This window comes from Pedobacter sp. NEAU-ZC8, from assembly GCF_059278965.1.
This window is the reverse complement of sequence record NZ_JCAJXC010000001.1, coordinates 234000-246514: the sequence shown is the minus strand read 5'-3', so window position 1 is coordinate 246514 and position 12515 is coordinate 234000. Positions and strand designations below refer to the sequence as shown.

Annotated in this window: 12 protein-coding genes and 3 tRNA genes; 2 read left to right on the top strand and 13 right to left on the bottom strand. The window is 44.7% G+C overall.

Annotation, left to right across the window (positions count from 1 at the left end; translation table 11 throughout):
* Positions 1 to 25 precede the first annotated feature (25 nt).
* From AC5WJX_RS01155 to AC5WJX_RS01125, 7 genes are all read right to left on the bottom strand, one after another.
* Positions 26 to 1909, bottom strand: coding sequence for a mucoidy inhibitor MuiA family protein (locus AC5WJX_RS01155; RefSeq protein WP_494482999.1), 1884 nt, complete (start codon positions 1907 to 1909; stop codon positions 26 to 28).
* 102 nt (positions 1910 to 2011) lie between these two features.
* Entirely contained in the window at positions 2012 to 3229 is a 1218-nt protein-coding gene (locus AC5WJX_RS01150; protein ID WP_494482998.1) for an MFS transporter, read from the bottom strand.
* A 70-nt stretch (positions 3230 to 3299) separates the two neighbouring features.
* Positions 3300 to 3372, bottom strand: a tRNA-Gly gene (locus AC5WJX_RS01145).
* 74 nt (positions 3373 to 3446) lie between these two features.
* Positions 3447 to 3531 (bottom strand) — tRNA-Leu (locus tag AC5WJX_RS01140).
* Between the two features lie 48 nt (positions 3532 to 3579).
* Positions 3580 to 3652: transfer RNA gene (locus tag AC5WJX_RS01135), tRNA-Gly, on the bottom strand.
* Between the two features lie 132 nt (positions 3653 to 3784).
* Positions 3785 to 4267 carry a regulatory protein RecX gene (locus tag AC5WJX_RS01130; RefSeq protein ID WP_494482997.1) on the bottom strand — a complete coding sequence of 161 codons (483 nt, stop codon included), beginning with the start codon at positions 4265 to 4267 and terminating at the stop codon, positions 3785 to 3787.
* 68 nt (positions 4268 to 4335) lie between these two features.
* Positions 4336 to 4560: a hypothetical protein gene (locus AC5WJX_RS01125; protein WP_440429934.1), complete on the bottom strand. Its 225-nt coding sequence runs from the start codon at positions 4558 to 4560 to the stop codon at positions 4336 to 4338.
* 357 nt (positions 4561 to 4917) lie between these two features.
* Between AC5WJX_RS01125 and AC5WJX_RS01120 the strand changes: the two genes are divergently transcribed.
* Entirely contained in the window at positions 4918 to 5544 is a 627-nt protein-coding gene (locus AC5WJX_RS01120; RefSeq protein ID WP_494482996.1) for a DUF6266 family protein, read from the top strand.
* An 18-nt stretch (positions 5545 to 5562) separates the two neighbouring features.
* Here AC5WJX_RS01120 and AC5WJX_RS01115 read toward each other — a convergent pair whose 3' ends face one another.
* Genes AC5WJX_RS01115 through AC5WJX_RS01105 form a run of 3 tightly spaced genes read right to left on the bottom strand, consistent with a single transcriptional unit; the run spans position 5563 to position 7903 of the window.
* The gene (locus tag AC5WJX_RS01115) at positions 5563 to 6573 is read right to left on the bottom strand and encodes a glycoside hydrolase family 43 protein (protein WP_494482995.1); all 1011 of its coding nucleotides are present in this window, start codon (positions 6571 to 6573) and stop codon (positions 5563 to 5565) included.
* A gap of 31 nt (positions 6574 to 6604) precedes the next feature.
* Positions 6605 to 7090: a DUF4112 domain-containing protein gene (locus tag AC5WJX_RS01110; RefSeq protein ID WP_494482994.1), complete on the bottom strand. Its 486-nt coding sequence runs from the start codon at positions 7088 to 7090 to the stop codon at positions 6605 to 6607.
* A 3-nt stretch (positions 7091 to 7093) separates the two neighbouring features.
* Positions 7094 to 7903: a hypothetical protein gene (locus tag AC5WJX_RS01105; RefSeq protein WP_494482993.1), complete on the bottom strand. Its 810-nt coding sequence runs from the start codon at positions 7901 to 7903 to the stop codon at positions 7094 to 7096.
* A gap of 104 nt (positions 7904 to 8007) precedes the next feature.
* Here AC5WJX_RS01105 and AC5WJX_RS01100 point away from each other — a divergent pair, with 104 nt between their 5' ends.
* On the top strand, positions 8008 to 8244 hold the full coding sequence (locus AC5WJX_RS01100) for a hypothetical protein (RefSeq protein ID WP_494482992.1): 237 nt from the start codon (positions 8008 to 8010) through the stop codon (positions 8242 to 8244).
* A gap of 37 nt (positions 8245 to 8281) precedes the next feature.
* Here the strand turns inward: AC5WJX_RS01100 and AC5WJX_RS01095 are convergent, their stop codons facing one another.
* From AC5WJX_RS01095 to AC5WJX_RS01085, 3 genes are read right to left on the bottom strand one after another with little or no spacing between them, the layout of a single operon-like run.
* Positions 8282 to 9481 carry an AGE family epimerase/isomerase gene (locus AC5WJX_RS01095; protein WP_494482991.1) on the bottom strand — a complete coding sequence of 400 codons (1200 nt, stop codon included), beginning with the start codon at positions 9479 to 9481 and terminating at the stop codon, positions 8282 to 8284.
* 10 nt (positions 9482 to 9491) lie between these two features.
* Positions 9492 to 10667 (bottom strand): glycoside hydrolase family 130 protein, encoded by a 1176-nt coding sequence (locus AC5WJX_RS01090; protein ID WP_494482990.1) that lies wholly within the window; start codon positions 10665 to 10667, stop codon positions 9492 to 9494.
* Between the two features lie 18 nt (positions 10668 to 10685).
* Positions 10686 to 12512, bottom strand: coding sequence for a sodium:solute symporter family protein (locus AC5WJX_RS01085; RefSeq protein WP_440429946.1), 1827 nt, complete (start codon positions 12510 to 12512; stop codon positions 10686 to 10688).
* Positions 12513 to 12515 lie beyond the last annotated feature (3 nt).

Genomic DNA, 12515 nt, shown 5'->3' with positions numbered 1-12515 from the left:
GTTTTTTTGCATTAGTACAACGATTCTATTCCAATTGAATTGGCCGATTCTTCGGATATTTTACTTGGTAAATCACTTCGAGCTCCTTCTTCTCGTTAGGTTGCAGCTGTAGCTTCCAGGTTAACATACCTGAGTTCGCATCCAAATCGGCATTGGAAAGTTCCAGCTTCTCAACGGATACCTCACTGCTGGTGGAAACCGGTATTTGATCTTCCACATGCAGCGTTACAGGCACAGCTTTCCTGCTTGAGATCTGATAAGCAAAGGACCTGGTTGCCCGCATATTCGAGCCGATCGCCGATTTACTGTTCTGATCTTTCTGCTGAATACGTTTTACAATTAGATTTTTGTCTACACCCAAGGAAACGGTCAGTGTGTCACTAGCTTGCTGTACATCAATCAAAGTTTTACCTAGAAAAGCACCCTCGAAGAAAATGTTGGCTTCGCCGCTCATTAAATTGAGGTCCGTTATTCCCGTCAATGAGGCATTCAAGTAAGCATCTTCACTCAGTTTTGGAACTGCATAATAATTGTAATCCGTTGCTAAATGATGTTCCGCAAGTTCCACGGTCAATTGCTTTCCATCGCTGAGCATGGTATAAGGCTGCGCAACTTCAAACTGAACCGTTGTTTGGTTCTGCTGAACCGCTACTTGTAGCGGAATGGAGCCCGGAACATTGGATTTCCCCCGGATGGCTAGGCCCGGCGCTTTCCCCTGCAGGGAGGCAAGTTCCGGTGAAGTACCCTTGGCGCCGTAACCAACAACTACGACCTCGTTTAATGAAGCGGTAATTGGCTCAAGCTGCACACTTGCTACGGCTGCTGTGACCGGACGTTCGATGGTCTCGTAACCTACAAAGGCATACTCCAGAGAAGCATTTCCCGGAGGAATCTGTATGGCGTAATCGCCATTTGCATCAGAGGTGGTGCCAATTGACGTTCCTTTCACCCGTATACTTACTCCGGACAACGCTGAGCCATCCTGCATATCCGTTATCCTGCCACTTACCCGGTTTATATTAGATGCTGGGGCATAGGATGATGTGTTATATCCAATTTGATACGGCTTCAATGTAGGTTTGTTTCCTCCCCGCGAAGGGTCGCCGGAGGAAAGCACCAATTTTACATTCTTCCATGCTTCCCCACTCTGTTGACTGATGTTCGCGCGATAAATTAAATCCACCGGCTCATTTACAGCCCTTGCGCGGATGTCGTAAGAAGGGTACCAGCGTGCATTTTTAATAAGATAAGTGATTCTGAACGTTCCGGCAGTTGGCGCCTTTGCATTCACTTTTACGACAATATCACTGGTGTTGTTCCTGTTCTTGTCCCTAAGTTCATTACTTTGCTTCTGCAATTTTGAAATATCTTCGTTAAGCCGCTTAATCGCTTTCTCATTTTCCAGTTGCTTTAACTTGTTTTCTGTCAATCTTGCTCGTTGAAATTCAAGCAGCTGCTTCAACTTATTTAGGTCAAGTCCTGCTCCCCCGGTTCCTACACTCTGGTTAGCAGCCAGCAGATCCTCTTCTTTCTTCAGGTTGAGAATGTTGTTTTGTTTGATATCTACCTGGTCATTCAGGTCATTCAGCCTTTGTTCAAGAATTTTTATCTCCTCATTGGCTTTCTGTTCATTCAGGTAGTTATTTTGGCGACCAACAGAAAGAATGCTGAAGTTCCCTGCGCCTTTCACCTGGATACTCTGTTCTTCGATCTCTGGTGAAAGATCATGAAAGACAATACTAGATGTTCCTGCCGGGATCGTGGCCGTTGAGGTACGTTCAATTTGTGCACCATCCAGAAAAACAATGACTCTTTCTATCTTAGAATCCGAGGTTAGTGACCTATCCTGTGCATAGTTCAAAGAAAAAGCAGTGGAGAGAAAAAGCGTGAGCGCTATTCGTAAATTCATTCGCTTGACGTTAATGTTTGACTAGCAAAGTAGGAAAAATCGTCGATATCACCTAACGTTGTACCTCTTGTAAGGCATGGTGATCGGGACTTTTCAAGGTACTTATGCTTCCCTTTGCTGGCCAGGTTTATTCAGATATCTGGCTAGAATAAACATCAGTACACAGGAACCTAAGGCAAGTACGAAATAACCGTAACTGAGGTTCAGCTGATCTTTGGCCGGAAATACGTCAATGATTTTGTAACTCAGGAAGGAAACCAGGATATATACAATACCTCCAGTAAGCCCGCCAGAGATTCCCGCATTTTTAGGAAACCTGGTGAGGCAGTAAGCGAAGTAGTTGTTGTAGGTATAACCTGCGCCAACATGAATCAGAAATGCGAAAAACAACAGCGTATAGAGGTTCTCCAAGTAGCCGAGGCTCAAAATCATTAATATCGTATATGTTAACTGCAAGCCAACATTGACCAGCATCTTCTTCAGCATCGGACTTTTTATGGTCGCTTTTCCGATGAAACCACCAACCATCCATGCGAAGCCAAGAATGAGCGAACAATAGCCTGTCACAATAGGACTCATCTCAAAGGCATGCTCAATGATAAAGGGTCCGGACATGTTGTAAACCATCACCATAGAATACGCCAGGCCCAGCATCACAATGCCTAAGGTAAAGCTCGCTGTCTTAATCATTTCGCCATAGATCTGAATAATTTTGCGGATCCGGAATTCCGTTTGCTGACGAATCGTTTCACCGCTAAAGATCAGCTCAAGCACCAGAATTATCGTTGCAAAGGCAGCAAGAAAATAGAAATTTGATTCCCAACCGAAAAAGTTCTGCAGATAGCCACCTAAAAATGGTGCGATAATCGGTCCCGTAGACCAAACGATCGTAAATATGCTGAGATAAGCCTTCAGCTGATCACCGGAATACACGTCTACAAAAAACGCCCGTTTGGCCACTACGATACTTGCAACGGTTATCCCCTGTACAATTCGCATGAGGTAAATGACATAGATGTTTCCGGTATTGGAAATGACGAAACAGGAAATAATAAAGAGAATTAATGCTCCAAGGCTGATGTTATACCTCCCGAAGCTATCGACAATACTGCCGACAAAAAGCTGCCCGACCCCGTAGCTGATCAGGAAGAAACTTAAAGTAAGCTGAACCTGTAAGCTGCTCACACTTAATGCAGCCTCCATAGAGGGCATTGAGGGAATATATATATCGGTTGCAAAGCCCGAAAGTGGCAATAGTGCAAATGCCAGGATGGTGGCGATCCCCTGATTTCCTACTTTTTTATCGGAAAGTATCTTCATCGTTGTTTTCAATTGACGGCAGACTAAAATGAAGTCCACAAAAAAAGCCTTCCAAATTGGAAGGCTCTAGAGCGAAAGACGAGATTCGAACTCGCGACCCCGACCTTGGCAAGGTCGTGCTCTACCAACTGAGCTACTTTCGCATGATTTAAACATCTCCGATGTTCCGGTCTTAAGTTGACCATAAAAAAAGCCGTCAATTAAAACAGCTTTTTAGTACTCAGAGCGGGAATCGAACCCGCACGACTTTTAAGGTCACAGGATTTTAAGTCCTGCGTGTCTACCAGTTCCACCATCTGAGCAGGCTATTAACCTTCTAAATAAATGCCTCCTGGTAGGAAGACATTTAGAGCGAAAGACGAGATTCGAACTCGCGACCCCGACCTTGGCAAGGTCGTGCTCTACCAACTGAGCTACTTTCGCATTTTGTAAAACATCTCCGATGTTTTGTCCCTCTGAAACGCTTACTTTTTTAATGTGCTTCGTTCCGTTTGGGATTGCAAATATAGTGACAAAACATTTCCTGACAAGTTTTTTCTTAAATAATTTAGAAGTTTATTGTAAGTTATTGTCTTTCAGGACAGATAAAATCACATCACTTTCAAAGCCCTTCCGCATCAGATAAGTCATGAGCTTATGCTTCCTTTTGTATGGGTCTTTCTCGGTGATCGTTCGCAGTTTTTTCTCTGCAGCAGCCTGTATCACCTGTAGATAATCATCGTAATTGATGCTGTTTAGCGCCTTAGTAATCATACGATCTGGCACTTTACGTAACTTCAAGCCTTGCTTGATCTTAATCTTTCCCCATTTCTTGATGTTGAACTTGCCAGACACATAGGACATGGCGAAACGTTCTTCGTTTAGAAAGTTGGTCGTGATCAGTTCAGAGATGATATTCTCGACATCTGCTGCATGCAGGCCCCATTCATAGAGTTTATTCCTGATTTCCTGCTGCGCACGCTCCTGGTAGGCACAATAATGCTCTGCCTTCATCAGCGCTGCTTTTTTATCTAATATAACGGGCTTTCTCTCTTCCAAAGTTGCTTATAATAAAAAAGCCATTAAATCTTCATTCAATGGCTTTCGATGTTTATTCTCCGATACGATTATCTTGATCTTCTTGCTTGTGTTCCTGCAAATTCGATTGTAGAAGCGAAAAGAATCAGGCCGATACCGAAAACGATAAATCCGCCATAAACCAAGCCTGCAGCGGCATTCAAGCTACTCGCTGAATCAAATATGCTGCGGTGATTGGAAGCTGTTAAAATAAATCCACCTGCGATTATCAATAATCCTAAGACTGTGATGCCTAATCCTAATGTTTTTTTCATCTATTTAAAATTTTCTCTGGTTGATGAAGCGATTTCTATTTGTTGCTACAATGGGCAAATATATAAATTTTAGCTGGCCATGAAAATCAGAAGCCATTAATTTATAGAAACAAATAGTGTTCCAAGACAGCAGGAAAAGTGTAGGCCTGGCTTGGGATAGATCGCACATCAAACCCACATGAAACCCAGATCGAACGCACATGGACCGCAGCCCAACTGTGCGCCTGATCTGGCTTTGCCCTTGGTGCCTTTTGTACCTGAACTGCAGCTATAATGTAACTGTTCTTAAACTAATATCCTTTCAGTTACATTGTTTACTTTATTTTTCGTATTTTACAACATACAATTAACGCTCAGATGGCCAAATATACAGAAGGAATCACCGGCGCTTTCTCAGGGAAAGTAGGCCCGGTTGTGGGATCAAGCCGAAATGGGGTCCCCTACATGAAAAGCAAAGGAAATGCGCGTACAAGCCTGGCGACGGGTGCGGAGCTTGCAAACAGGAAAAAGTTTTCAGCAGCACATGCTTGGTTAAAACCATTATTACCGCTTCTGAGGGTAGGCTTTAAAGGATATTCTCAAACATCTTACGGCTTTAATGCGGCTAAGTCCTATCTACTGAAACATGCGATGGAAAATGGTCAGGTGGTACCGGAAGAAGCAAAGATCAGCAATGGAGATCTTCCACAATCAGCTGGTCTTTCCGTAACCTTGCAGGACTCGTACAAACTACAATTCCACTGGTCGCCGGATTACATGGACGGCACCGACCCGAAAGATCAACTGATGACACTTGCCTATCATCCGGAAAGTTCGACAGCACAGTACGTGGTGCATGGCGCTTTCAGGGAAACCGGAGAACAAATCCTTGCCCTATCGCGTGATTTCATCGACAAGACTGTACATATTTATGCCGCATATATTGCTGCAGACCGTAATCGCCAATCTGATAGTATTTACCTTGGGCCAATGCTCATCACTTAAGCTAGAACTTGCAGAAAGTTACTTGCCGAACTGGGCGAACAGCCGCTTAGCTTCTTCCGCAGTGATCGGCATCACCGTACCATGGCGTGGATGAAAATCCATGCTTACCCCATTTCCGATCACTTCGAAATGTTCCAGATCCTTGCTCCTGCACAACTCATATTTGCCCTTCCGATAAACATCATACATCAGGATCCATTCATTCGAATTGTTCAGCTTGAACACATCTGCCCCTTCAACCGCTTCTGTGGTTTGATGCAAGTTCTTGTTCTGCCAAACGTAACCGCTGGTAAGCTTATCGGACACCGCTTTTTGGATGCCGTCTCCATGTGCCTCAGTTTTGAAGAACAAATGGTACTTTCCATCTTTTAAAGCAATGGTACCATCTATACAGGCACCGTCGCCGGGTTTGAAGAACAATTGTTTCGGCTCCGTGCTTAAGCCGCTGAAATCTTGGTTGGCATAGGCATAGTAGATCTTGTCTGGCCCTTCACCAAAGCGCATGGACCAGTAGATCATGTACTGCTTTGTTTCCGGATCATAGATGGTTTGTGGCGCCCAAACACGATTGATCTCCGCAAATGCTTCAAATGTTTTGGGAATATTCACTTTGCTTGATGTCCAGTTGATCAGGTCCGTCGATTTCAACAACACCATTCCATAGTTCGGACCCCAGTCATTTACCGCGACATGCATGTCTGTCGCGACCATGTAGAAAGTTTTACCATCTTCCGCACGCAGAATATGCGGGTCACGAAGTCCACCGGTTACGCTGTGTGCCGATGAACTGATCACCGGCTGATCGTCGTTTAAAGCTCTATACGCCAATGCATCGTCACCCAATGCGAAATGTACGGCCTCCTCTCCTTTTCCGTTGCCCGTAAAGTAAGCGAAGAGATAAGCTGCAGGTTTTTCGGTCTTTAAGCTAGTGGACTTATCGCCGCTGGTACAGGCCTGCAATAGGGCGCTGAGGCAAATGCAACATACCTGTAGCAGGAAAAAACCGGAACGGAATGATCTTAAAAGCATATTATCTGAACTGTGGTGTTAAAGCTTTGCGCTAGCTAAACCAGCCGATCACCCATTCACCCACCTTGATCAGACCGTATACCAGCAAGGCCAAGATAAGCACAAGAACGATTAACGCAATGATTATGGTGTTTTTACCACTGCCCTGGTGTTTTCCTTCGACAAAATATTCCTGCATCAGGCGCAGGTTCCGGGTATTGGATTTGAAGTAGAAATCGAAAATATGCCCGATCACCGGGATCGGCCCGATAATGGAATCAACAAGAATATTGATGGACATGAGGACCACCACCTTACTGCTGGCACCATTGCGGGCCATCGCCAACAACATACCCGCCGATATCAAAAAGCCCGTCATATCCCCTACAACCGGGAACAGGTTGATGATCGGATCAATACCAAAGCGGAACTTTGTGCCGGGCAGCCTAAACTGCTCATCCATCAAATACGAAACTGACTTTATCCAGCCTGTTCCAGGTCTATTTGGTATTCCGCTTTGATATGGATTTTGCGCCATGGCTTATTTTTTGAATTCGCTGATGTCGACGATTGCATTATCGTCTACATACTGCAGGAACTCAATTCCTTTGCCATTTTTCTTCCAGGTGTAATTATTTTGAATCCATTTGTAAACATTGGTCATATTCCTTGGCGCTTTCGTCGGCAGTGCCGCCGTGTAAACGCTGCCTGTAGGGTAATGAACCTGGTAAAAGGAATCCTGTGTCAGAAATACGAGCGTTGTTTTATCTTTTGACTGCAAAAAGAATTTTCCCTGAATGCGTTGGTTTTCCTGCTGACGTGGGATTTGGTACACCCGGGCATTTACGGTTGTCACAAATACATCGTTATTGATCAGGTACCCTGACTTGCCCACGCGAATCATACCATTCGTAAATTCCTGATCATTCGCCCCGTTGGATGCGCGGTAAAGACTTACGACTTCAACTTTGCCATTATTTGCCGACAACAGAAAGAACGGCGCCTCTGTTTTCAGACTTCCTTCCAACTGCACAAGTACACAGGTCTTCTGCGTATTCACAACTTCAGCAATACTGAAACGATCTTTAAGAAAAGTTTTATCTTTTTCATCAGGCTGTATCCTGATAAGGGTGTCCTTATATTTCACCTGGAAGGTCTCTTTAATTTCTGGCCCGGCTTGTTCTCCAGGAGCGGCTAAAACAACTTTGAAAACGTCCTCAGGATTTTTGGGATAATGGTTAAAGTCTTCGTTTTGCGTTAGCGCACGAGGTACATAGCTTTGTTCTTTAGGGCTGTTTTTACAGGCACAGAAACAAACAATAATTAAAAAGGCGTATAATCTAGTTTTCATATGGTGCCAAAAGTAATATTCAACACTTAAATCCTATATTTTATTTTTTAAAACTTCACCTTTAGCGGGTTGTTTTCTAAATAGATAACATAAAATTTTGTGCTATGAGATTTACCTATAAAGACCCGATTACCGAAAATGAGATCGAATTGAATGCAGAACCTGAAGATTATAATGGAGAACAGGGCCTGAGGATCATTTTTCCTGAGAAAGATTCTTTCGTAATGGTGCAAAAAGATGGAAGCTGGGATGTAGTGGATGATGAAGACATCAACCCGGCAATTGTAGAAGCTATCGCCAATGGATTGAAAACCCATTCGCGGTATACTCACCTAACCTAATAAAAACCAGAAAGTCCCGGCGTAAACCGGGACTTTCTTATTTAATTCTTTTAATTAATTCTATACAGGCCCTGCTATTATGGTATGGACACTTCCACAGACCAACTTTGTCCTCTTGAGCCATCAGCTGTCCATCCTCGTAAACGCCCCAAAACCATTCTCCGTTCTGCCGGTCCAATATGGACTGTTTCACAAAGTTCCAGTTCTTGCAGGAGATGGTAAGGAAGTCATGGCGACCGCTGATCTGCCAGGAATTATAAAAACCCACCATGGCTTCAGCCTGTACCCACCAATGCTTTTCTTTTACGATATGATTTGCTGAAGGATCTTTCTCGTACCACAAGGCACCATCATCATCCAGTCCTTCAAGGCAGGCATCAGCCATTTTTACCGCCAATTTTTTGATGTCCTCTGCCAGTTGATGATCGCCAATTACTTCCGCTGCTTCCAGCAACAACCAGGAGGCTTCAATATCGTGGCCGTAGGAAATGATGTTTGACTTGCTATTCCATCGCTCATCGAAAAATAAGCGCATCCGAGAAGTGTTGGGATCTATGATATGATGCTGGAAATCATTGAGCAGCCCGATGATCTGCGTTTTCAAGCCTGCATCGGGCCAAATGCGGTAAAGGTTGGTGAAAGCCTCCAGCACATGCAGGTGGGTATTCATCGTTTTCTTTTCGTTTGCATCCTTATTGCTCAACCTGAGGTCATCCATGTCCTGCCACTCGCGATTGAAAGCTTCCAGGTAGCCACCATGCTCGGCATCAAAGCTGTGCTTCAGCAAAACCCGGTACAAACGCAGCGCGTGATCTCTGATCACTTCGTCACCTTTCGCCAGAAAATATTCGCTTAAAGCGTAGATCGTAAATGCAAGTGCATAAACCTGCTTCTTGGTATCTAATGGCCGGCCTTGATAATCAACCGTCCAGTACACGCCCCCATATTCCTGATCGATGATATGATCAACGATGTATTGATATGCCCGGTCAGCAAGCCTTAGGTCATGAACTGGATTCAGGTTGTGTGCCGCAGCGAAGGACCAAAGAATCCTGGCGTTTAGTACTGCGCCTTTGGGCGCGGTACCCTCAACTGTATTAGCATTGGAGATCTTGCCATAAAAGCCTCCATTAACCTCATCCACCGTATGCTTGCTCCAATAATCCAGAATGTTCTGCAACTCAATAGCGAGCTCATCTTTATAGTCCTGCACGGTGACGCCTTTATTGTTCATCATCTTAGTTGATTTAATCAGCCAGCGCTTTGTTGTTATCGACAATCTTGATGATCGACTGCACTGAGGCTGCGGAGCGCAGGCCATCAGCCGGTGTGTTCATCACGTAGTCTAACAGCTTCGAAATGGTACTGGTTGCAACATGCATGCGGGTATCAGAAGAGGCATAATAGATGAATACCTTATCGTCTTCATCTCTGATCCAGCCATTGCTAAAAACCACGTTAGATACGTCACCGATCCGCTCTTCACCCATTGGAGCCAAGAAGTAGCCCCCTGGTTTATAGATCACTTTGGTTAGATCTTCAAGATCTGTCATGAACAAATATAATACATAACGCAAACCTGCAGCGGTATTACGTACACCGTGTGCCAGATGTAACCAGCCATGTTCGGTTTTTAAAGGCTCTGGTCCTAAGCCGTTTTTGGCTTCATACACCGTGTGATATTGTTTATTGTCGACGATACTTTCTTTGTCGATAACCGCATTTTCAATAGTATCGCTCAAGCCAAAACCAATGCCACCTCCGGTACCAGACTCAATGAATCCATCCTGCGGACGGGTATAGAAAGCATATTTTCCATTTACGAATTCAGGATGTAACACCACATTCCGTTGTTGTGGGGAAGGCGTTTTTAAATCGGCAAGACGCTCCCAGCTGACAAGATCCTTGGTGCGTACAATGCCGCATTGTGCAACAGCCATCGTTTGATCAAAAGCCGGTGCTTCAGGGTCCTTCCGCTCTGCACAAAACAGACCATAGATCCAGCCATCTTCATGGGCCGTTAAGCGCATGTCGTACACGTTTGTATCAGGCTCAGCTGTTTCCGGTATCACCACAGGCTTGTCCCAGAAGCGGAAATTGTCAATGCCATTTTCACTTTCTGCAATGGCGAAAAAGGACTTACGGTCTAGACCTTCCACCCGCACCGCCAGCACGTATTTGCCATTAAACTTCATTGCGCCAGCGTTAAACGCTGCATTGATCCCGAAACGTTCCAGTAGATAGGGATTGGTTTCCGGGTTGAAGTCATAACGCCAGTTTAAAGGTGCATGATCTCCGGTGAGAATTGGATTTTGATAACGGCTAAAGATGCCGTTACTACTTGGAATTTCTTTATTCGACAAGGTAATTAAGGCCTCGTGAGCTGCTTCTAATTCTTTTTGTCTTTTATTAAAGTCTGTCATATGATACTATTGGGATTCTTAATCTTCTAATTTGTTCCACCAGGTTCGTTTCAGGACTGCAATCAACACTGCGAGAACAGCAATGGTGATCCATAGTGGGATTTGCATATTTAAAATGAAATACATTGGCAGGATGGTCAGACAGAGCTGCGCAATAATACCGAGCACCACGTTGAACATATCCAGCTTAAAGCGTTTGTTTGCGAGAAACGAGGGGTCTTCAGCAACAACTGCTGCATGGACAGGGCCCCAGAAACCCCATGGACGTACAGTCTTGTAGAAGGACTTCAGTACCTTCATGTCCGTTGCTGCTGTTGCATAGGTGCCAATGATGCTTCCTGTGAGTGAAAGCACGAATAACAGTGGCCACCAGTATAGCGGTAAACCAGTGGTGAAGTATGGCATCAATAATGCTGCGACAATTCCTACGGCCATGCCCCAGAAAAATCCGTTTGCATTGAAACGCCACCAGTACCACTTTAAACAGTTGGAAGCAACGTAGCCACCATACAGTCCACCAACAATCCACTGCAGGATGTCATTTACATTGTTGGCCATCAGGCCTAGTCCGATCCCGATGAACACCACGGCTACCCCCACGATGTAATTCATGGAGATCACTTTCCTGGTACTAGCATTTGGATTGTAGTATTTTAGATAGATATCGTTTACGATATAGGCCTGAGCAGCATTCAGCGTTCCACTAAAAGTCCCCATGAATGCACCTAAAAGGCCGGTAAGTACCAGACCTAAGACGCCTGTAGGTAGAAAAGTATTGATCGCGGCAGGTAGGATCATTTCGAAGTCTGTCATGCCACCCGGGCCTTTCAGGTTCAATCGGTCATAGTACAACAACGCCAGCACCGTTAGTCCAATGACCATGGAATAACGGATTGGAAGCAAAATAATGCTTACAAAGCCGGTCATCTTGCTGGCTTCCTTTGGACTTCTGGTACTTAAGACCTTCTGCATATCGTAGTTTGGCGCAGGTCCGGCAAGCGAAGCAAACACCCCTTTAAGCAACATCATGCCGAAGAAAAGGCTGAAAAGACTGAAACCGTCTTCCTCAATTTTTTTGTTTGCATCTTCAGCGATGCCGGTCCAATCCAGATCCAGCCTCCATCCAAAAAATGGGTTGTGCCAGCCTTCGGGAACATTTAGTGTTTGTCCATCCAAATGCGACATGGCAATTACGGCGATAGACATACATGCAACCGTCATGATTGCGTATTTGATCATATCACCCAGCACAATGCTGTGAAGTCCGCCCAGGATCGAATAGAACATTGCAAACAAGGTAAAGGTGATACCATAAACATGTGGCACGTACTTCGGTGCAACATCAAAAGGCACGTAGGCTTTGACTAGATCCCAGGGAATAAAGATTTCCATGAATTTACCCAGGCCGATGAATCCGTAGGCGAGAAATCCGAAACAGCTTAACAAGGCAAATGCGATCACCACAATGTGTGAGGCGGTAACACCTTTCCCAGTTAAGCCAAAACGGGTTTGCAACCATTCTGCTCCCGTGTTGGCATTACTTCTGCGCAGCCACTTACTGAGGAACATCATCATGAAGACCTGGTTGAAAACCGGCCAGAGCCATGGAATCCAGATGCTCTTCAATCCATAAACAAAACATAATGCAACCATCCACATCGTACCACTGATGTCGAACATGTCTGATGCATCGCTTAGTCCCAATTTATACCAGGGCAGTGATTTGGAACCCAAGAGGTAACTTTCCTTATCAGTCTTGGCTTTCTTACGATACCAAAAGCCAATGAAAATCATTGTTGCCAGATACAGCAACAGCATAGAAATATCAATTAATTGTAGGTTCATACG